Origin of the sequence: Pseudovibrio sp. W74 (assembly GCF_001623085.1) — a bacterium.
Lineage (GTDB): Bacteria > Pseudomonadota > Alphaproteobacteria > Rhizobiales > Stappiaceae > Pseudovibrio.
This window is the reverse complement of sequence record NZ_LMCJ01000042.1, coordinates 32,352-53,707: the sequence shown is the minus strand read 5'-3', so window position 1 is coordinate 53,707 and position 21,356 is coordinate 32,352. Positions and strand designations below refer to the sequence as shown.

At 49.5% G+C, this 21,356-nt stretch carries 14 protein-coding genes; 6 read left to right on the top strand and 8 right to left on the bottom strand.

From position 1 onward, the window contains the following. Window positions 1-32: 32 nt before the first annotated feature. The 3 genes from PsW74_RS19550 to PsW74_RS19540 are packed head-to-tail and all read right to left on the bottom strand — an operon-like array spanning window position 33 to window position 3,063. Complete coding sequence (locus PsW74_RS19550; RefSeq protein WP_063288112.1) at window positions 33-1,340, bottom strand: TRAP transporter large permease; 1,308 nt, start codon at window positions 1,338-1,340, stop codon at window positions 33-35. A gap of 2 nt (window positions 1,341-1,342) precedes the next feature. Beyond that, a complete protein-coding gene (locus PsW74_RS19545; RefSeq protein ID WP_082830637.1) occupies window positions 1,343-1,885 on the bottom strand; it encodes a TRAP transporter small permease in 543 nt (180 codons plus the stop codon). Window positions 1,886-1,938: 53 nt separating this feature from the next. Next, window positions 1,939-3,063, bottom strand: coding sequence for a TRAP transporter substrate-binding protein (locus PsW74_RS19540; protein WP_208988075.1), 1,125 nt, complete (start codon window positions 3,061-3,063; stop codon window positions 1,939-1,941). A 66-nt stretch (window positions 3,064-3,129) separates the two neighbouring features. On the opposite strand from PsW74_RS19540, the gene PsW74_RS19535 reads away from it, so the two are divergent. From PsW74_RS19535 to PsW74_RS19515, 5 genes are all read left to right on the top strand, one after another. Beyond that, window positions 3,130-4,089 carry a C-terminal binding protein gene (locus PsW74_RS19535; protein WP_063288111.1) on the top strand — a complete coding sequence of 320 codons (960 nt, stop codon included), beginning with the start codon at window positions 3,130-3,132 and terminating at the stop codon, window positions 4,087-4,089. A 26-nt stretch (window positions 4,090-4,115) separates the two neighbouring features. After that, window positions 4,116-4,772, top strand: a complete 657-nt coding sequence (locus PsW74_RS19530) for an RraA family protein (RefSeq protein WP_063288110.1) — start codon at window positions 4,116-4,118, stop codon at window positions 4,770-4,772. Window positions 4,773-4,827: 55 nt separating this feature from the next. Further along, on the top strand, window positions 4,828-5,757 hold the full coding sequence (locus PsW74_RS19525; RefSeq protein WP_063288109.1) for a sugar kinase: 930 nt from the start codon (window positions 4,828-4,830) through the stop codon (window positions 5,755-5,757). 28 nt (window positions 5,758-5,785) lie between these two features. Next, on the top strand, window positions 5,786-6,982 hold the full coding sequence (locus PsW74_RS19520) for an L-dopachrome tautomerase-related protein (RefSeq protein WP_063288108.1): 1,197 nt from the start codon (window positions 5,786-5,788) through the stop codon (window positions 6,980-6,982). A 75-nt stretch (window positions 6,983-7,057) separates the two neighbouring features. Further along, on the top strand, window positions 7,058-7,696 hold the full coding sequence (locus PsW74_RS19515) for a bifunctional 4-hydroxy-2-oxoglutarate aldolase/2-dehydro-3-deoxy-phosphogluconate aldolase (RefSeq protein ID WP_063288122.1): 639 nt from the start codon (window positions 7,058-7,060) through the stop codon (window positions 7,694-7,696). 373 nt (window positions 7,697-8,069) lie between these two features. Here the strand turns inward: PsW74_RS19515 and PsW74_RS19510 are convergent, their stop codons facing one another. Genes PsW74_RS19510 through PsW74_RS19490 form a run of 5 tightly spaced genes read right to left on the bottom strand, consistent with a single transcriptional unit; the run spans window position 8,070 to window position 12,632 of the window. Next, complete coding sequence (locus PsW74_RS19510) at window positions 8,070-8,981, bottom strand: TauD/TfdA family dioxygenase (protein ID WP_063288107.1); 912 nt, start codon at window positions 8,979-8,981, stop codon at window positions 8,070-8,072. Between the two features lie 23 nt (window positions 8,982-9,004). Then, window positions 9,005-9,643: a hypothetical protein gene (locus PsW74_RS19505; RefSeq protein ID WP_063288106.1), complete on the bottom strand. Its 639-nt coding sequence runs from the start codon at window positions 9,641-9,643 to the stop codon at window positions 9,005-9,007. Then, complete coding sequence (locus PsW74_RS19500; protein ID WP_063288105.1) at window positions 9,630-10,343, bottom strand: hypothetical protein; 714 nt, start codon at window positions 10,341-10,343, stop codon at window positions 9,630-9,632. The genes PsW74_RS19505 and PsW74_RS19500 overlap by 14 nt, the downstream gene beginning before the upstream one ends. Further along, a complete protein-coding gene (locus PsW74_RS19495; protein ID WP_063288104.1) occupies window positions 10,312-11,358 on the bottom strand; it encodes a GSCFA domain-containing protein in 1,047 nt (348 codons plus the stop codon). The genes PsW74_RS19500 and PsW74_RS19495 overlap by 32 nt, the downstream gene beginning before the upstream one ends. A 35-nt stretch (window positions 11,359-11,393) precedes the next feature. Beyond that, on the bottom strand, window positions 11,394-12,632 hold the full coding sequence (locus PsW74_RS19490; protein ID WP_193757800.1) for an MFS transporter: 1,239 nt from the start codon (window positions 12,630-12,632) through the stop codon (window positions 11,394-11,396). Window positions 12,633-13,024: 392 nt separating this feature from the next. Between PsW74_RS19490 and PsW74_RS19485 the strand changes: the two genes are divergently transcribed. Beyond that, the gene (locus tag PsW74_RS19485) at window positions 13,025-21,325 is read left to right on the top strand and encodes a non-ribosomal peptide synthetase (protein ID WP_063288102.1); all 8,301 of its coding nucleotides are present in this window, start codon (window positions 13,025-13,027) and stop codon (window positions 21,323-21,325) included. Window positions 21,326-21,356: the final 31 nt, after the last annotated feature.

Sequence of the window (21,356 nt, the reverse complement as noted above, 5' to 3'; positions counted from 1 at the left end):
GTTATTTTGGCAAAGTTTCCTGTCATCCGTCCTTAATTGAGCAAGGAAGGCAAGAACATCGTCACCTGCGGCAAGTAGGTCACTACCATCAACATCACAAACATCGATAAGAGGAATGGTAAGATCGCCTTAACAAGGCTTTCAAGGGAGACCTCTGCCACGCCAGTTGCAACGAATAGGTTTGCACCCAAAGGCGGCGTACAGAACCCAATTGCAAGATTTACTGTCATGATCACACCAAAATGGACCGGATCTACGCCTAAATGCTGAACAATCGGCAGTAGGATCGGCGTAAAAATGATGATCGACGCAATTGTTTCCATGAACATGCCAACGATCAAAAGCATGATGTTGATGAGTAGCAGAACAATGATCGGATTATCAGAGAGCTGAATAATCATGTCTGCGACTTCCACTGGGATACGTTCCAGCGTGAGCAAACGCCCGAAGGATGCGGCCATAACCACCATGACCAAAACCGTTGCAGATGTCAGACCTGAGTTCAGGAAGACAGAGCCAAGCTCACGGAATTTCAAATCCCGATAAACAATCAGACTAACAAACAGAGCATAGACCACAGCAACGCCGGCTGCTTCAGTCGGCGTAAAGACCCCTCCATATATTCCACCTAGGATGATTACCGGGATAATCAGAGCCCACAGGGAATGCTGGCGCCATCCGGATCGCTTGATGTTCACATCCTTTGTTGCCCGGTCGAGCTGCGAACCTTCATGCGTTTTGGGAGTGAAATTTTTGGAGATGATACATCGTGCCACCAGCATGTAACCCAAACCAAAAAGAATTCCCGGAACAATACCTGCAAGGAAGAGTTTCCCGATCGATTGGTTTGCCGTGACACCATAAATGATCAGCGGAATACTTGGGGGGATCATGACGCCGGTGATACCGGCGGCCGCAGTAATTGCTGCGGAGAAGGATCGACGGTACCCGAGGCGCTCCATCTCCGGAATCATGTTAGAGCCGATTGCAGCAACGGTTGCCGGTGAAGAGCCTGAGATAGCAGCAAAAAACATGCTCGCTAAGACATTCACATAGGCCAGACCTGCTTTAAAATGCCCAACCAAAGTATAGGCGGCGCCTACGATGCGCGCGGACAATCCACCGCGTTGCATGACTTCACCTGCCAAAACAAACAGTGGAATGGCAACCAGGGGAAAAGAGTTGCCACCCATGACTGCACTTTTTGCCAGCAGCGTAATGTTCGGCGTATGCGGCAGATATTCGAGGACCACAAGAGATGCGAAGCCGAGGCAAATTGCAACTGGTGCGCCAAGGAAAACCAGCAAAATGAAGGTGCCGAAGAGGGTAAAGGAAACCATTGTCAGTTGCCCCCTATATTGGAATGAAGTGGAACGGTGGCCTCGGAAGGGCCTTTAAGTGCAATCAGATCCACAATCACGTTCTGAACGAGGCGTAGAGAGCTCAACAAAGCGCCAATTGGCAAGGATGCGTAAAGCCATTGCATACCAACCCGTACATCGGAAAGTGGCCAGTAGAGCACGATGGATGATTGCCTAGTGATGATGGGGCTTGAGACTTGCTTCCAGCCGTATAGAAACAGCTTAATCATGCACCACAGGACTAGCAGATTTGTGATGATGCCAATTATTGCTTTAGCTTTTGGTGGCAGACCATTGATAAGCGCAGTTACACAAATATGACGGCGTGTTTTGAAACCGTAGCTCACCCCCACCCAGATAAACCAAATGAAGCACCACCTGACAAACTCTTCGCTCCACGGCAACGAGCTTGAGAAGATGTAGCGCATAATGACCTGTACAAAGACCCAGAGCACAATATTAAACAACAGGAAGTTTATTAGATAAGCCTCTGCATTCTTCTCGATAAACCTTAGTGATGACATAGCCCACCCCTTATCACCCGGCAGGTAGGACCTGCCGGGCTAGCTGTTTATGTTTATTTTTTGAGAGCTTGAATGAGTTTGGTATCGACCAATTCGAAGTATTTGTCGCGAATTGGAGCAGTCACTTTCTGGAACGCGCCAATTTCTGCATCATTCAAACGAGTCACATTTACACCAGCAGCTTCAATCGCTTTTAGTTGGTCCAGCTCTTCGGAGGCGATCACATCCTGTTGGTAGTCGATTGCACGTTTCAAAGCAGAATTGACAAGTTTCCGGTTCTTTTCAGAGAGGTTGTTGTAAAAATCCATGTTGGCCAGAACCATATGTGTTGAGTACACGTGGCCGGACAGTGTCAGGAACTTCTGAACCTCATAAAAGCGTGAAGAATAGATATGCCCAAGAGGGTTTTCCTGCGCATCAACAACACCTTGCTGCAGAGCGGAATAAACCTCATTGAATGACATTGGCGTTGGATTTGCACCCATGGCAGCAAAGGCATCCATATGGGCTTCAACCTGCATAGTACGCAGTTTTACCCCCTCAAGATCTGCAGGTTTTTCTATTGGACCGACATTGCTTGTAATGTTGCGGATGCCATTTTCCATCCAGCCCAGCCCCTTGATGCCGTAATCTTCAACGCGGTTAAGCAGCATATCGCCAAACTCGCCGTAAAGAGCATCAAGCGCGTCTGCTCGATTGGCAAAGGTATAAGGGAGACCTGGAATAGAGAAAGCCGGATCCCAACCAGCCATCACTTCAACAACAGGTGCAGTCATATCAATGACACCAGACTGCACTGACTCGGTCAGTTCTCGGTCCCCCCCGATTTGACCATTTGGGAAAATGTCTACCCGTACTTCACCGTCAGATTCAGTTTCGATGATTTCTTTGAATTTAACCCATGCTTTATGCATGTGGTAGGTGTCAGCCGCTCCATGCCCCACTTGAATTGTCGTTTCTGCATTAGCCATCCCAGCGAAAGAGACGGAACACGCTAAAGCAACAAACATTGCTGTCTTCTTCAAAAACATAACAACACTCCCAATTAACATTTCAGTTATGTTATCTATATTTTTCTGAAATCTCAGATATTCAAGCGTAAATTTACGTATCATGACATTATCCACAACGAATACGCGGCGTAAATCACAAATTTGCCTGTGTGTTATATTTTTCACTTGCCAATTTTTTAATCTCGATCTTTCTTATATCTCATAACTAACATGTCACTTTTGGGGCAGATAATGAAAAAGATCGTGGTCATTGAGCCAGGTTACCTGAGCTATGAAGAAGAAGAGACGGTACTTCAGCAATACAACGCGAAGATTGTCGCACTACCGATTGGAACTGACCGATCTAAAATCGAGACTGAAATCATAGATGCAGATGCTGTCTTGGTACGCGAAGCACAGATTGATGCTGAGTTAATTTCACTCATGAAGCGCTGTCAGATCATTGTTCGTTATGGAGTTGGTGTAGATAACATTGACCTGAAAGCAGCAAAGGACAAAGGGATCTACGTCGCTAACGTACCCGATTACGGGTCCGAAGACGTTGCTGAGCATGCCGTCTCACTCATGCTTTCCGCTACACGTAGAATTCCGAGCCGCGATCAAGATGTACGTTCCGGAAGATGGGGGGTTGGCCAAGCTGAACCAATGGTCCGCATGGCTGGGAAAACACTCGGCATCGTGGGGTTTGGTCGTATAGCTCGATGTTTTGCGCAAAAGACTGAAGGCCTTGGTTTCTCACGTACTCTGGTAGCCGATCCTGCATTATCTGTCGAAGCGGCTCTGGAAGCGGGCGTAGATCTCGTCAGCCTCCAGACGCTTTGCGCAGAAGCAGACTTCATCTCACTCCATGCTCCCCTGAACGCCAAAACCAGACACATGATTGATGCTGAGATTTTGGGCAAAATGAAGCCAAATGCGGTGCTTGTAAACACAGGCCGCGGTGGGTTGGTTGATGAAGATGCTCTTCACGATGCCTTGAAGAACAAGAAGATTTTCGCTGCGGCCATTGACGTTTTCGAGCAAGAGCCCGTGCGCAAGGACCATCCTCTGCTCACCCTGCCAAACACCATCTGCACAGATCACACCGCTTGGTTCACTGAAGAATCCGTCGTCGAGCTCCAACATAAAGCAGCTGTTGAAGTGCTGCGTGTGTTCGACGGAGAGCAACCCAAGAACTGGGTCAACTCGTAAGTTCCTCCAAACTGAAGGCTAGTTCCATGTACAGCAAAGATATTATCGAAGGCTACCGTGCCATTTTCTCCACCGCATCCATCGCGGATGCATGTGATCAACTCATTGGCGAAACGATGTTCCTGCCATTCAGCATTAAAAATCGTATCAACGAGAAGAAAATTGTCGGTCCGGCTGTAACCATCCTCGAAGATGTAACACAAGAGAAACTCCCTCCTCAGCACGCCCTTGATGCAATTGATGAGTCCGAGGAAGGGTCCGTTATTGTAATCACCGGCTGCGAAGCTCTGGAAACAGTTGCAGTCTGGGGTGGTTTGATGACCGCAGGTGCCGTTGCAAACAAGCATGAAGGCGCTGTTCTGAATGGTGGGTTGCGCGATATTGCAGAAATTCGCCGTGACTATGACTTCCCTGTCTACTCGAAAACTGTAACTCCAGGTACCACGCTTGGTCGCTTCAAAACTATTGATGCCAACAAACCTGTCGAGATTGGCGGCGTAACCATCAACCCAGGTGATCTGATCATTGGTGATGTTGATGGTGTTGTATGCGTTCCAAAAGACAAAGTTGAAGCTGTCCTAGAACTCTCCAAGTCCATTGATGAACGTGAACTTGAGCAAGCCAAGTTGATCATCGACTCCGGCTCTCTACGCGATGGACTGGCCAAGTACGGCCGCATCTAATTTTCTTAGATCATAGCGGTGGCTTATCAGGAGCCACCGCATTTTGGAGTACCCTATGTCCATCGATATTGTTTCTTTTGGTGAACCTCTTCTGGAGTTTAGTCAGCTTCCGGGTCAGGACAAACCGGTTTCCTATCTCAGCGGTTATGGTGGCGACACGTCCAACTTTGCGGTTAGCGCAGCGCGCCAGGGTGCCAAAGTCGCGATGTTTGCTCATCTTGGTTCAGATGTGTTCGGTGATCAGTTTGTTGATCTCTGGAATGCGGAAGGGGTCTTTACTGACTGGATCCAACGCCACCCAACCGCGCCAACTGGTATCTACTTCATCTCACACGATGAGCGCGGCCATCACTTCACCTTTTATCGTGAAGGTTCGGCAGCCTCTCTTGTATCACCAACTGATCTGCCCGAGGACCTGATCGCCGACGCTAAACTCTTGCACACATCAGCGATCACACATGCCATCAGCAATGGCTCTTGCGATGCAGTGTTTGCGGCCATTGAACTGGCGAAAAAACACAATACGTTGGTTTCTTTTGACACCAACTTACGCCTCAAACTATGGACTTTGGATCGCGCACGGGCGGTTATTCATGAAACGGCTCGCCACGTCGACTTTTGCATGCCGAGCCTTGATGAAGCGCGGCTGCTGACGGGGCTCAATGATGCAAACGAAATTGCGGACTTCTACCTGAATCTTGGTGCAAAAACCGTTGTGCTCAAGATGGGGCCAGAAGGTGCAATGGTCGCAACTACCGGTGAACGCTTCACAGCAAAAGGCCACAAGGTTGAGACTGTTGACGCGACCGGTGCTGGAGACTGTTTTTCCGGTGCATTTTTCAGTCAGATTGTTGCTGGAAAAACCCCACAAGAGGCGCTGGTTTATGCCAACTGCGCTGCAGCGCTGACCACAACAGGATACGGCGCAGTTGTGCCAATTCCTACTGCGGCACAAGTCGCAGCTTTTCAAGAAAACATTTCATAAAGCGGACTTCTAAGGAAAGGGAGAACCCATGAAGATCGTCTCAAAGCTGCTTGGTGCAGCTGTACTTTCACTTGTTGCATCTACAGCATTGGCTGGTCCAAAACTGGAAATCGTTACTGAATGGAACTCACTTCCTTACGAAGTGCGGGATACACAAGTAAGAACCACCTGGGAGAACAGTAAGCTTTTCGGCAAATCTCTGATGCAGGGCGTAAAAGTCGACAGGCAAAGCAATTTGTATGTGTCAACTGCTCGCTGGGGTGGCCCAGAGATCCCAGCAACGCTTTCTAAATTGAAAGATACCCCGGAAGGAAAAGTGCTTGTTCCATATCCTTCTGAGGAAATGAACAGCATGGATAATGCCAAGGGATTGAAAGCTGTTCTAGGCTTTGAGATTGATCGCAACAACATCATGTGGGTCCTGGACCAGGGACATGTTGCAGGTCAGCCCAGTAAAGCTGGTGACGAAAAGCTTGTTCTTTGGGACATTGATAAAAACGAAGAAGTTCAACGTTATGAGTTCAGTGAAAAAGACAGTAATCGTAAATGCTCTTTCCTGAATGATCTTGCCATCGATAACGATAGCGGCTTTGCTTACATCACCGATTCAGGAATCTTCTGTCAGCCCTTGGATGGCGGCTTGATTGTCTATGACAGTAACACAAATACAGCGCGCCGGGTTCTTGCTGGTACCAAGTTCACCAATAACGAGAAGAACTTCTTCTTCAACATCAATGGTGAACCAGTACTCTCCAAAAATCCTATGCTAACAGGTGCTGACGGTATCGCTCTGTCTGGTGATAAAAAGACCCTTTACTGGACTAATCTGACCGGTAACACGCTGTATGCTATCGAGACCGCTTTGCTGCGTGATTTCAGCCGTTCCGAAGATGTGCTGCAAGCAAGTGTTCGTGTTGTGACTACTCTACCTTCCAACACTGATGGCATGACTGCCGACCGGGATGGAAACCTTTACATGACAGGCCTCACACTCAACGGGCTCATGCATCGTGATGCTGAAACCGGTGACGTCACTCGTCTCGCCTATGACAAAACCATGGTTTGGCCAGATACATTGGCATGGGGACCGAATGGCGATCTTTATATCACATCCAACAATCTGCACACTTGGGTGGATGGGAATATGAACTTTGAGAACCCTGAAACCTCTAATTTCAAAATCTGGCGTTTGAAGGTCGGCAAGAAATCTTACTTGCAGCCTTAATAGGGACAAATGCCAGCAAGTTCAGGGGGAGTTTTTCTCCTGAACTTGGCCCCCCAAAAAAACTATGGAATCGAAATGAACAGTAAAGTCCGTGTACTGGAAGCCTATAAAGTCGTTCCAGTCATTCAAATCTCATCACTTGAGCAAGTCAAACCTCTGGCTGAGCAACTGATTGTCAATGACCTACCCGTCGCTGAAGTAACTTTGCGAACGAAACCCGCTCTCGCATCCCTCGAAGTCTTTGCAAAAGAATTCCCAGAGCTTCTTTTGATTGCGGGCACAGTCCTGAACAGTCAGCAAGCTCGCTCTGCATCTAATGCGGGCGCTTCGATGATTGTTTCTCCAGGTTTCAATCCTCAAACCATAAGTTACTGCCTTAATAACGATTTGGATGTCATTCCTGGCGCTATGACGCCAGGTGAGATGGAACAGGCACTTGATCTTGGGCTGAAAACGCTGAAGTTTTTTCCCGCAGAAGCAGCAGGCGGTATCAATATGCTCAAGTCAGTCTCTGCTCCTTACAAAGACCTTCGCTTTATGCCGACTGGTGGCATTCATCCCGCGAACGTCAACGATTACCTCGCACTATCTTCCGTCATCTGTTGCGGTGGTTCATGGATGGTGGATCCTAAGTTAATGGCAACTCATGATTGGCCGGAAGTTGGGCGCCTGATACGTCATGCCCGTGCTCTGACTAACAACATAGCCGACTAGTTTCCGATAAGTGACTGGGGATCCAAATTTATGGATGTAGGGCTAACTGCCAGCATAACAGGTGCTTTCTGTCGGGCTCTCAACTATGTATTGAAACAAATGCCAACTAAGACCACAATCGAAATCAGGCTATTAAGAACACTAGTCTGATTTTGCGTCACTCGATCTCTCCCTCTCCTGTACCCTTTACAGCCTATGAAAGGTCGAGGTCTCCGGCCTGTAGCACCATGCTTCTCTCAGTTTGAGCAATGCTGATGCACATGGGCTTGAACCTACATTTTTCAAAATACTTGCCGGTATTAAAGTAAAATTTATTGCTGGTAGGAGCCAGAGCCCCTATCCTTCAAACGAATGAAGCCATGTTGCGAGGTACTCAGTCTGCCAACTCCATTTCCTTCATGATCCGATGAGGTTCTGCGGCAGCTGGTTGAGTGCCTAAAACGGTCACGCGCTCGCCAAAGCGGGAGTATGGAAAGTAATCCCACACTGCGCGATGCTGCGTGCAGCGATTGTCCCAAAATACCAATGTGCCCGGCTCCCAGCGTATACGGCAATTCAATGCCTGTTCGCGTTCAACGAGTTGAAAGAGCATGTTCAAAATGGCATCACTCTCCTCCTCGGATAAATTTGGGATATGCGTTGTAAAACCCGAGTTTACAAAAAGCATTGGCTTGCCTGTCTCAGGGTGCTTCGCAACTATTGGGTGCTCAGTTTTAGGTAGCCCTTCTGGTGGCGTAAAGCCCTTCCAAGGCACGGCTCCATCGTGAACTGCAGTGAGCCCAAGTAAGAACTCTTTCATCACAGGCGACAACATCTCATAGGCCAGATGCATGTTCGCGAACAAGGTATCCCCACCGCATCCAAGTTCAGGTGTCTCATGCATGTACAACATCGAGCTATGCGAAGGGGCTGGATCAGCTGTGCCATCTGTATGCCAAACCTCTCCTGCTACAAATCGAGATTTCTTACCGGCACGGATTAAGACAATCTCTGGATCATCACCATCAATATCACTCAGTGGAAGAGCACGCAGTGTACCAAACTGCCGAGCAAATTCCTTCTGTTGGTCTTTGGTGAGTTTTTGATTGCGGAACACCAGGACGTGGTTTTCAAGAAAGGCACGGTGGATCTCAGCAAACTGCTCTTTGCTTACGCCTTCAGATAAATTTACTCCACAAACTTCAGCGCCAATGACCGGTGTAAGGCGGTCCAGCTGAATATGCCGGTAGGTTTCTCGAGGCGCTGCCGCAATACTTTCAATAGCTGTCAGAGCATGTTCATGCATGAAGTTCTCTCCCTGGAAAATAGTTAAGTAATAGTTTGGAGGCCTCTAACGAGGCGTAGCAAAGCTTCACAGTAACGCCTCTCCAATTCACCAAATGCATGAGCACACGCAAAGGCATAGGCCGAAGCTTTAAACAGGCTGAGGAGAGCAGTCGTATCTGCCCCCTGCAGCGAGCCATCAGTAAACAGTTTGGCGTTTATGTTGGAATGAACTTGCGCATTTGCCTGAGCAAACGCTTTGGTATTGGCTTCGCTGTTTAAAGTGCCATAATAATCAGCATAAGCTTCCGCAGAGCCAAACTCGCTCTCGATCATATCTTTATTGCCCGCGGCAAACTCAAGCGCACTGGAGTGTGAAACGCGGTAGGTTTTCTCCGCAACGAACGCAAGGCGAAACAGGACTAAGTAAGCATCTTCTAACGCGTTGAGCCAACACTCGGATACTGGCATATCCCCTATCGCCGCTTTGCAATGCATATCTTTGAGGCATTCCAGCTCACGGGTGCTTTCCCCACGCATCTGTGCTGCTTCAACTCCAAGCACCAGGACTGTTCGCCCCATATACGCATGGAGTCTCTGAACCGTACCATCGGTCAACAAAGACACGATACAACTCGCCAGATCAGCCTCAATGTGTATTTGCTCCAAATCACGCACCAACATGAGCTGATATCCTCTGACTGGAAAACGCATTCAAAATAGCCTGACCAAATGCAGTATTCCCGTGAATTGGGTCATTTTCCTGCGAGAAGTCTTCGTTCTGTAATTTATCGAAACCCGTAGTACCATCGCGAACGTCCAGAACCGGAAGGCCCAAGCGTTCTGCTTCTGCAATCATCACGTTTTGCGCTGCCTGGAAAACACTTGGCTCTGAAGTCTCAGGTACTTTCTGGGGAGGAAGAACGGCAATCACCTCAACTCCCATTTTGAGAACGGTGCGGTAGAAATCCAAAGCGCCCTGTGCCATGGCACAGATAAGGCCATGAAACAGAGGGCCTTCCAGAAAGGCTGATGGCAGCGTTCCGTCAACCTCCCTGTATATCTCCCAGTTTTCAGTGGTTGCGTAAAAATGCAGCGCAAAGCCGAAAGTGCAGAGCAGTGGAACCTTTACATCCTGCAGCGAATTTGCGTCGAGTTCCTCCAGAAAAGACCGATACATTTCATTGGCATAGCCACTTCGAAATGCCGGATCTTCATTAATCCAGTCAACAAAAGGAGCTGTGAACTCGCGCCCTGCTCCCATCGGACCACCAACGAACGGGACTCCAGCTTCCTTGGCCGCACGCCCAATTGCGCCAGCGTGGGAGTCTCCTAACAACAAGAACTGAATGTCATTTGTAATAGTCGAGTAGTTCTTCTTCACAGATGATATCCTCAGTTGGAAGGAGTGATTGCGTGCTGACGTCTGAATGGCCTTGCTGCATCTGATCAGCAGAAGAAATGCCATTAAAGAAATGACCCATTACAAATCGGACGCCGGTTGGTGTGATCGTGCGCTTGTTGGGGTTGTAAAACACTCCATTCATGGGAGGAGAAGCAACCAGTTCGTAAGAGGGAAAGTACTCGACGTTCTCATTGGAGACTTCCAACTGCCCTGCCACAGCTCTCAGAACAGACTTGGTATAGGTGGAAGCTGTTAGCACATGATGCGTCGTGAATGTCGCCGTGACCGGAACCGGTGAAACGGTAAACACCAGACGCAGGTTGGGATTGTGTCTTCCTATAAGATCGATACATTTTTGAAAATCAGAGAGTATTTCTGCAAAGGCAAAATTATGCGCTTTATGCAATCTTTCATCAAACCGGCCTTTCACTGTGCCAGGGCACATAGGATAGACAACATCTGTTGCCGTATTGAGCCAGGCCTCTGTCAAACCCATAGTGAACACGAACAGATCAGCAGAACTTATCGCTTTGCGAATAGTCACAAGGGTGTCTTCACGTGATGCCCACATGGCTTGAGGGCTTTCAAAGCCATTTGGGGAAATATTGGGCCGGAATGGATCGAAGTACCGCTCTCCATTATTCCAAGTCTCTTTAGACTGGGGGACTTCATCAAAAGCCCATTGGAGCCATTGCAACAACAAACGTGCGGTATAGATGTTTCCTGTTCTGAATGAAAAAACGCCATAGTTGTGATCAAAGGCTTCCCGAGCGCTTAAACTGTCAGGCGCGGGTTCAGCATTGTGCCAGTTCATCCCTCGCCGCTGCAGTTCTTTGCCCATGTTCTGAGAGAAACAAGACCCGGCAGTTATTATGGCCGCATCTTTCTGTATTTGAAACTTCGGGGTCCAGACCTGCGAGATCGAGAAATAGTCTCGCTCTGCGACCGATGGGCGCCAGAATTTGTTGGAAGCCAGCGAACTGTACGGGTTCATTTCACACCACTCCTCACGTGAGATGGGTCAGCAGTTCAGCTGGCCTGCTCCGCAATTTTTTCTCTTTGTCTGGTTGCACTGAGCAGCCGGAAACCCAGGTAAGCTACCGGTACGCACATTATCGCGGATGTGAGGAACAATGGCCCTCCACCGATACGTTCAATCACCATTGCTGCAGCAAATGGCACCGCAGCAGCGCCCGCATTGGAAAGCATATAAAGGCCCATATAGCTGTTCCTAAGACGCACAGGAGCGGTGCGATCCACCACTGTGGCAAACAAAGGCATGGCGATAATTTCCGCCAATGTCGCAAGTGCTATCGCAACAAGCCACAACTCCCTTACTTCGGAGCGATTGGAAGCGATCACCAGCAGACCAAGCATCAGGAAAAAGAAAGCAGCCAGAATGGCCTTGTGTTCTTCAAGCTCAACCAGCCACTTCATCAAGAACAGATGGACGATCAAAACGACGCTCGTGTTTGTAACGTTGATCGAGGCAATAATCCCATTGATATCAGGCGTTTCGAGAGACATCAGGAAAAATGTGAGGGGCTCATCTATTTGTGCGTACAAGATGACCAGGAAGAAATTTGAGATAAACAATGTCAGAAAAAGACGATCCACTACTGCTGTTTTTAACAGTGTCGAAATCGGCATTTCCTCCCTGTCTGAGACAACAATGCTTGGCGCGACACTTTTCATTATGCAGAGCGCGAGAACAGCGTACGCAACCGCACCTGCGAGAAAAGCGAAGTTTGAGTTTTGGTTTGCAAACCATAGGCCGCACAAAGGCCCTAACGCACCTGCGATATTGACCAGATAGTAGCGTATGTGAAACAGCAGTGGTCGGTCTTCATCCTTCGCTGCGCAGTCCCCCAATGCAGATCGTAAAAGCGGCTCAAGTGCACCATTGGCAACGGACATGCCCACGATGACCGCAAAATAGATCTGCTCATCCCTTCCAAACGCCAGAACGCTATAGAGCCCTAAGATGCTCAAAGCACTGATCAGCATGATCGCGCGACGATTCAACTTGTCCGCTATAATCCCACTTACAGGCGAAGCAATAAGCGCAGCAAACGCTGACAGCGAAAAAACTACCCCAAGTTCGGCAATAGAGGTTCCGAAGTTTCGTGCCATGAGTACCGCGAAGAAAGGCCAGATCATGAACGATGCAAAGCGTGCGCAAAAGGTGCCAACCAGGATAGTTTTTGCTGGTCTCGGAAGTACCCAGAACTGACGCAGAAATGATTGCCGGTGACTTGGTACGGGCATGAACATAAAACCTGCTCGTTAATGAAGACGTTCGGCGCGGAAATTGCGCAGCGAATTAGTTGTAATAGAAAACTTCACAATTATTACTCGACCGGCCCCCTAGCTTGTCGATCATAACAATAATGAGATGCTCTCCCTCAAATATGAGTGGTTCATTTGTTTCCCCAGCACGCTAACAAGATGCCTTCAGATTCGAATTATAACTTGACTTTGTGATATATTAGAAAGAAAGTTTGAGCAATTAAAAATTTAATACCCGAGGCCTCAATGAATAAAATTCACCTTTACTTCCCTGAATCCGACCTAAACGGACGTGTGGACTGAGAGTAAGTACAAATAACTCTCAGTAATATAAATTTTTATTCAATTACACAATCAATGATAGTTGTTTCATGGAAGAAACCATTCCTCGCAACCAGGTTACGATGAACCCAGGTGACCTAGCCAATGTCGTGTCGCACATAGAACAAGTTGCGACGAAAAATGCTTCAAATCCAGCCTTAGTGGGGGATGGAAAGACTATCAGTTACCGCGAAATGCTTGGCGCAACAGCCCAACTTGCAAGCGTTCTGCAATCCAACGCGGTTGGGCCCGAAGTTACTGTTGCAGTGTGTATGCCTCGCACTCCAGAAGCCATAATAGCGTTGCTTGCCATTCATAAAGCTGGAGGAGTTTATGTCCCGCTGGACAATACTCTCCCACGCAAACGGCTTGAGTTCATGCTTAAGGACAGCAAGGCCAGTGTCGTTGTGTGCACTGACGAAACAGCGTCTCTTGTGAAGGAGTTATCTGCCGAGATACCGAACTCATTGCAGATCATTAATTATTCTAAGCTGGATCCAACTCCCTTCACTAGCAGCACAAGCCAATCGGTTAAACCAGATCAGCTTGCTTACATCATCTACACTTCAGGCTCTACGGGACAGCCCAAGGGTGTCATGATTGAGCATCGTGGTCTGCTAAATCTAGCCTTGGAGCAAGCGCGCTGTTTTGGTTTGGATGAGAGCTCTCGCGTCCTTCAATTCGCATCTTTAGGTTTTGATGCTTCAATATCTGAACTTCTGGTGAGTTTGTGCTGTGGAGCTCAGCTTCATTTTGCACCCGACGGCACGCTGTTAGCCGGAGATGCATTGAAGCACATTGTTAAAGACAGAAGTATTTCTCATCTAACAGTGCCTCCTTCTCTTGCCAGTCGCATGGACCCGTTGGATTACTCGAGCTTAAAGACAGTGGTGGTCGCGGGCGAGGCAATGCCGTGGTCACTCGTGGAACGCTGGTCCGGGCACGTTAACCTGATAAATGCATACGGTCCGACTGAAAACACTGTATGCGCAACACTTTACAAGAGCAGCGGTGAGACTGGTAGTTCGGATACAGTTCCGATAGGCAAGCCGATCTCAAACGTTGATGTCCATGTTCTCGATGATGATCTGAAACAAGTGAAAGATGGTGGGGTCGGCACCCTGTGGTTGGGCGGTATCGGGTTAGCCCGTGGATACAAGAACCAGCCAGATCTTACTGCGAAAGTATTCCGTTCCGTCCCCGGCATTGCAACTGGTCGGCTCTATAACACAGGAGACCGCGCGCGACGACTTGCAGATGGAACGCTGGAGTTCCTCGGTCGTCTGGATGAGCAGGTCAAGGTGCGTGGCTATCGTGTTGAATTGCAGGAAGTTGAGAAGTGTTTTTCTAAGCTTGAATGCATAGAGCACGCTCATGTTACCGCGACAACAGCCTACTCAAAAGACCCGGAAATACTCGCTTACTTCACTTTGCGAGATGGTGCTCTTGTCCCTGGCGTGGACGAGTTTAAAACCAACCTCTCCGCCTTCTTGCCAAACTATATGGTACCGAGCGCGTTTATTCACCTCGATGAGTTCCCTCTAAATGTAAATGGCAAGATAGATCGAAAAGCACTTCCAGCTCCTGACAGATATGCCCGCGGCGCGCAGTCAAATGAGCTTCCGAGCACAGAAACGCAACAGATCCTCGCGGGTTTTTGGAAAGATCTGCTCCACGTCGAAACGGTCTTTTGTAATGACACACTTCAAACTCTGGGAGGCTCTTCCCTTGATGCTGTTCAGTTTCTCACGCGGTGCCGTGAACGGTTTGGTCCAGTCCTCTCACTAGAAGACGTATTTACCGGAAAGACACTCAGCGAACTCGCGGCAAAAATCCAAACTTCAGAAGAACCAGATAGATCCGAGAGGTCTTTGACTGATTATGATCTGGAAAGAACCATCTTCCCCGTTTCTCATCAACAAAACGGAGTGTGGTTACTGGAAAAACTAACGCCGGGCTCTCTTGCATACAACGCTCAATGCCTGATCCGGATGCAGGGCAAAGTAGATGCATCCGCGTTGCAGTCAGCATTGGACCTGATTGTCGAGCGTCATGAGATTTTTCGCACCACGTTTCACGAAGATGCTTCTGGTACGACCTATCAGAAAGTTCATCAACCTGTGCCTGCCCAATTGGATCTGGTGGACCTGAACACCTCAATGGATAGCCCAGAGCTCTGGAAGGTTGTTGATCGCGAGGTCTCAAAACCCTTTGACACCAGCTGCTTGCCATTGGCTCGCTGGGTATTGTTCAAGCTTGATGATGGCTCCTCCGCTCTCTTGCACATTGAACATCACCTTGTTCATGACGGTTGGAGCGCGAATATCTTTCTTTCAGAGTTTCTGGAGGCTTATGAGTCTTTCGCAGATGGAGCACTGCCCAATCTCGCGCCTGTCCCCGCCCAGTACCGGCATTACGTGGGATGGCAGCAGAGTGAGGACGCAGAGAGAACCTATGAAAAACAGCTGGCCTATTGGAAAGAACAGCTCTCAAGCGCCAACTTTACTCTCGCTCTCCCAACAGATGCCTCACGCCCAGAAACGATGTCGTTCAAAGGCAAACAGTCTCGTTTGGAATTAACAGGGTCGCCACTTCAAGAACTGGAAGCCTACTGCAAGGCCAGTGGCCACACAGATTATACAGTGCTTCTCGGTGTCTTCCATCTTCTACTCTCCCGCTACACAGGCCAAAAAGACCAGCTCACAGGCAGCGCCGTCGCAAACCGGAAAACCAGCTTTTCAGAACATATGCTGGGCATGTTTGTGAACAGTGTCGTTATTCGCTCCGATCTGTCTAACAACCCAAGTTTTTCAGAATATCTACATCAACTGCGAAGCACACTCTCCAACGCTTATGACAATGAAGAAGTGCCGTTTGAACGAGTTGTCCGAGAGTTGCAGCCTGAACGTGACCTTTCCAGAAACCCCATTTTCCAAGTTGGTTTTAGCTACCACAACTCAAAGGTACCAGAGCTTGCGCGAGATGATCTGAACGTCTCGCTGTACGAAGCCTACAGCAACAACTCTGCCAAATTTGATATTGAGGTGGTCATTCTCCCCCGTTCCTCTGACAATACTGATATCCCGGCGCTGACTCTTTTGTGGAACTATGCGACTGATCTCTTTCAGCCTCAAACCATAGAACGCATGCAGGCGAATTTCTTCGCATTGTTGGAGCAGTGTTTATCTGAGCCGGACCTGTCAGTCACCAGTTTCAGCGCAGTTTGCGAAGAAGAACGAAATCATCTGCTCTCGCTCAGCGCGCCTACCCAACCGACCAAGACCAGTGCGCCAAGCGCGGTCGTCCATAGACTGGAACAGCTCGCAAAATCCCAGCCTCAGCACACCGCGATCCTTCAGGATGAAACATCCCTTTCCTACGATGAATTAGAAAAGCAAGCGTCATGCTTGGCCATGAAGCTACGTGTTCATGGTGTAGGTAAGGAGAAGCTGGTCGGCGTTTGTATGGAACGAAACGCCGATTTGATCGTGGCACTGCTGGCAATCTGGAAAGCTGGTGGAGCATATCTTCCAATCGATCCCGCACTGCCAGAAGCGCGGAAGGCCTTTATTCTTCAAGATAGTGCGCCAGATTTGATCTTATGCTGCCGTGCAACGCACCAATCTCTTGCAAGTTTGCCAGACAATCAAAATTTCCATGTTTTTGAAGATCTTGCAGAAACCACAGACTATTCAGTGCCGATGGGTCCTACGCTGGAGCCTGTCTGCGCTGAGGATCTTGCCTATGTCATCTACACCTCAGGATCTACTGGGCAACCCAAAGGCGTTCAAATTGAACATCAGCACATTGCCCGATTGATTGACACCTGCCAGCCTCTGTTTAACTTCACATCCTCTGATGTCTGGTCCTTCTTCCATTCCTACGCATTTGACTTTTCGATTTGGGAGATATGGGGAGCCCTTTCTACGGGCGGCTCTGTTGCAATTGTGCCAGAGGATGTGCGCCGCGATCCCGCTCGGTTCTATGCTTTGTGCTGCAACCAAGGGGTAACAATTCTCAGTCAAACACCTTCCGCCTTTCGTGCTTTCATGACGGCACAGGCCGAAGCTGTCATGCCACATGCATTGCGCTCAGTGGTGTTTGGTGGTGAAGCCCTTTCAACATCGATGCTCAAAAACTGGTTTGACAATCCTGGTAATGCGGGCTGTCAGATGGTGAACATGTACGGGATCACGGAAACCACCGTACATGTTTCCTACAAAGAGCTCACGGCTGAGAACATTCATCACTATTCAGAAGGCAGTCCAATTGGTCGCCAGTTGGATGATCTGAGCCTTCATGTACTGGATGACAACCTCATGCCTGTACCCTTCGGTGCAGCCGGAGAGTTATATGTCGGTGGAGCTGGCGTTGCACGAGGCTACCTTAACCGTCCAGCCTTAAACGCGGAGCGGTTCATTGAGAACCCGTTTCTACCCGGTGATCGCCTGTATAGAACAGGGGATCTGGCTAGGTATGCAACTGACGGCACCTTGTTGTATCTGGGCCGCAACGACAGTCAGGTGAAAGTGCGCGGATACCGCATCGAACTGGGCGAAGTCGAAGCCGCTCTCGCCACCCACGATGAGCTTCAGCACGTTGTTGTCACCTGCAGAAATGTGGCCACAAGCGATGCCCTGTTGGTCGCCTACTATGTGCCCGTGGCACAAAGAACAGGCTTGGATTCCAGCGCGCTACATTCTTTTGCAGCTAATCTTCTGCCAAACTACATGGTGCCCTCAGTATTCGTAGAGTTAGAGGCGCTACCGCTGACCCAAAACGGTAAACTGGACCACATAGCGCTTGAAAGATACAACGTTACACAGACCAAAAGCAAAACCTTCGTAAGTCCAGAGGGGGACCGCGAAACGCTATTAGCTCAGGTTTGGGCGGATATCTTAAAGGTCAAACAGGTTGGCCGCTTTGACAACTTTTTTGAACTGGGTGGTCACTCACTCTTAGCTGCAAGAGTGCAGGCCTCCATGCATGTCAAAGGCTTCCATCTCGCAGCGGTGGATTTGCTACGCAGGCCAGTGCTCAAGGATCTTGCGCAACACATTCAATCCAGCGTTCAACAGAGCGCAACTGCTGGAAAAACTGGCACCAAACAAAGCCCAATGTCTATCTCCGGCCTTTCGCAAATGCAGATCGAGCATATTGCAGGGTCGGTGCCCGGTGGCATCCAAAATGTAAAAGACATTTACCCTCTGACACCATTACAGGAAGGTATTTACTTCCATCATCGGCTTTCAGAACAAGGGGATCCATATCTGCTCTGGGGCCTGATGGCATTTGAGACAGCTGAAGCATTGCAAAGCTATCTGGCTGCCCTGCAGAAGGCCATGGATCGCCACGACATTTTGCGCACAGTGTTTGTGTCCGAAGGGCTGGAAAAGCCACTTCAGGTTGTTCTGAAAAATGTTAAGCTGAAAAACTGTGAGTTGGAGACTGATAGCCTCAAAGGTACTGGAGATGTCGTTGCAAAGCTTCAGGCCTTGTTTGATCCACGAGTAACAAAAGTTGATCTTCGCGAGCCTTCCCTTCTTCGCGTTCATTATTGCTATGATGCTGACAACAAACGCTGGCTGGCTCTCAAACTGTTCCACCACATTATCGACGACAACACATCGCTCAAGCAGCTGAATGCTGAGGTCAAAGCATTCATGATGGGGCAAGGTGAGACGTTGCCTTCCCCTGCTCAGTTTGGAAAATATGTTGCGTTCCAACAGGGGCAGAGCCGCAAGGAGGACACACACAACTTCTTTCGTGACCTGTTCACTGGGTTTGAAAGCGCCACGGCACCCTTCGGTCTTACAGGTGAGCATGTTCATGGCGCAGATCTGGATACTGATAGCGCCGATACTGATGTCACGCTGACTGCGGACATCAGAGAACTTGCCAGCCGATTAGGGGTGAGTACGGCTTCAGTATTTCACTTCGTCTGGGCTCTGGTCATGGCAAGGTGTTCTGGGCAGGAAGATATTTGCTTTGCCACAGTTCTCCTTGGTCGATTGCAGGGGCTCGAAAACGCTGAGCGGATATTGGGGCCCTTCATCAACACCCTTCCCTTGCGCATCCAGCTTGCTGACCGGGATTGGGTGAGCGCCCTTCGTGCTGTCCACCAGACACTTGTCGATCTGATGCACCACGAGTTCTCCTCGTTAACCGATGCGATTGAAGCCAGTGGAGTGGACCGTGCTACACCACTCATCACTTCACTGATCAACTTTCGCCATGCCGAGCTTCTGTCGGATGGGTCTCAAGGCACCTCTCATCGCGACTTACCAGGCGCCACGTACCTCGCCGGCCATTATGGCACCAGTTACCCGTTCAACCTGACAATTGATGACTTCGGGGGGACATTCAAAGTCCAGACACAGGCCCCACATGGCTGCAATGCATCTGCGCTTTTGAGGATGACGCAGGAGGGCCTGCAACACCTCACAAAAATCTATCCAGAAGCTGAAACGACGCCAACACATCAACTTGTTGGTTTAGATCGGGATCTGGAGACCAGGCTCCTTGAATTTGCAGAAGGGGCAGAGTTTTCAGAGAGTTCAAACACACTCCATGGCGGCTTTGAAGCCGCTGCTGCAGCGCACGGTGGTCAGGTTGCCTTGATCACTGATGAACTCCAACTCACTTATGCTCAGGTGAACAGTCAAGCCAACAAGCTTGCCAGATACCTGGTTTCCAAAGGCGTTGGATATCAAGACCGTGTTGCGGTGTGCATGCAAAAATCCGCTGATGCCGTCATCGCGCTCCTCGCCATCCTGAAAACCGGCGCAGCCTATGTCCCAGTTGATGCAACCTACCCCATTGAGCGCATCACTTACCTGATTGAAGACAGCGCTCCGGCTCTTGTTCTGTGTGATGATGTCACCCTGCCTCAAATGGTAGAGATGGGTGTTACTGAGAAGCTGATCAATCTGGATCAGCCTGATCCATGCTGGCAGGTGCTTGGCGAAGACAACTTGAATGTATCGGTTTCCCGCGAAAACGCAGCTTATGTGATCTACACCTCTGGCACCACGGGCAAACCTAAGGGCGTGATGGTACCGCACAAAGGTCCCGCTAATCTCGTTGCATGGTTCCAGCAGCAAGGTCAAATCACCCAGCAAGACAGAGTTCTCTTGTCCACCTCTCTCACCTTTGACATCTCAGTGGTTGAGATATTCGCCAGCCTTACCTGTGGTGCAAGCATAATTGTGGCAGACCGCTCCCGCTTACTGGAAGGTTCGTATCTGGTTGAACTCATAGGTGAGTATCAGGTCACAGTCTGTCAGTTTGTCCCTTCTTTGTTGGGCTTCTTCCTGTCGTGTGAAGGGGCTGACACTTGCTCGAGCTTGCGGTCTGTGCTGTGCGGTGGTGAGGCCTTTTCTTCCTATCTGGCAAAGCGCTGTTTCGAAGTATTGGGGCCCGTACGGCTGCAGAACCTTTATGGACCTACTGAGGCAAGCATATATTGCACAGCGCAAGAGGTTGAACATCACGCAGATTATCCGCCAGTTGTTCCTATAGGCCGGCCCATCGCAGGCATGACGATGTATGTTTTGGATCAACATCTGGCACTGGCCGCTCCCGGAGTGGCGGGGGAGCTTTATGTTGCTGGCCCAGGTGTTGCAGCCGGATATCTGAACCGCCCTGAACTCACAGCAGAACGTTTTATTGATAGCCCGTTCAAAGCTGGAGAGCGCCTTTATAAGACTGGTGATGTTGGGCGCTATCTGAAAGATGGCACCATTGAGTATTTAGGGCGAGATGACTTCCAGATCAAAGTGCGTGGCTATCGGATTGAGCCCGGCGAGATCGAACATGCCTTGCGTCTGAGTGAGGGCGTGTCCAATGCTATCGTCGTGGCCCATCAGGATCAGGCCAAAGACGCGCAGCTGGTAGCCTATGTATGCCCAGATAAAGGCGCTGGCTCGCTAGATCCTGCTGCATTGCGTACCATCCTTGCCAGCCAATTGCCGGAGTATATGGTGCCGGGGCTCTATGTGCAGCTGGATACCTTGCCTTTGACGTCTAACGGCAAAATAGACCGTAGCCAGCTTCCAGAGCCCGATAGCGGCAGTGTTCAGCCGATCACCAGTTACGTGCCTCCTGAAACCCCAATGGAAGAGGAGCTTGCACGTATCTGGGCCGAGGTGCTGCAGCTGGAGCGTGTCGGCATACGCGACAACTTCTTCGACATTGGCGGGCATTCTCTTCGTGCCACACGCATTATTGCCCGAATGCATGATGTGTTGGGAATGGAAGTGCCGCTGCGCATCTTTTTCGAGCGCCCCACCATTGAGCAGACACTCGATTACATTTTTGAAGAGCTGGAAGCAGCCGAAGAATATTCCTGACGCAGAAGCAGATTGTCAGCGTCATTGGGAG

What these genes read in the sequence shown, in the direction of transcription:
- PsW74_RS19490 (WP_193757800.1), bottom strand. Translation starts at nt 12,632, where the DNA reads ATGCCCGTACCAAGTCACCGGCAATCATTTCTGCGTCAGTTCTGGGTA.
- PsW74_RS19530 (WP_063288110.1), top strand. Translation starts at nt 4,116, where the DNA reads ATGTACAGCAAAGATATTATCGAAGGCTACCGTGCCATTTTCTCCACC.
- PsW74_RS19535 (WP_063288111.1), top strand. Translation starts at nt 3,130, where the DNA reads ATGAAAAAGATCGTGGTCATTGAGCCAGGTTACCTGAGCTATGAAGAA.
- PsW74_RS19495 (WP_063288104.1), bottom strand. Translation starts at nt 11,358, where the DNA reads ATGAACCCGTACAGTTCGCTGGCTTCCAACAAATTCTGGCGCCCATCG.
- PsW74_RS19485 (WP_063288102.1), top strand. Translation starts at nt 13,025, where the DNA reads ATGGAAGAAACCATTCCTCGCAACCAGGTTACGATGAACCCAGGTGAC.
- PsW74_RS19550 (WP_063288112.1), bottom strand. Translation starts at nt 1,340, where the DNA reads ATGGTTTCCTTTACCCTCTTCGGCACCTTCATTTTGCTGGTTTTCCTT.
- PsW74_RS19505 (WP_063288106.1), bottom strand. Translation starts at nt 9,643, where the DNA reads ATGTTGGTGCGTGATTTGGAGCAAATACACATTGAGGCTGATCTGGCG.
- PsW74_RS19510 (WP_063288107.1), bottom strand. Translation starts at nt 8,981, where the DNA reads ATGCATGAACATGCTCTGACAGCTATTGAAAGTATTGCGGCAGCGCCT.
- PsW74_RS19515 (WP_063288122.1), top strand. Translation starts at nt 7,058, where the DNA reads ATGAACAGTAAAGTCCGTGTACTGGAAGCCTATAAAGTCGTTCCAGTC.
- PsW74_RS19545 (WP_082830637.1), bottom strand. Translation starts at nt 1,885, where the DNA reads ATGTCATCACTAAGGTTTATCGAGAAGAATGCAGAGGCTTATCTAATA.
- PsW74_RS19525 (WP_063288109.1), top strand. Translation starts at nt 4,828, where the DNA reads ATGTCCATCGATATTGTTTCTTTTGGTGAACCTCTTCTGGAGTTTAGT.
- PsW74_RS19520 (WP_063288108.1), top strand. Translation starts at nt 5,786, where the DNA reads ATGAAGATCGTCTCAAAGCTGCTTGGTGCAGCTGTACTTTCACTTGTT.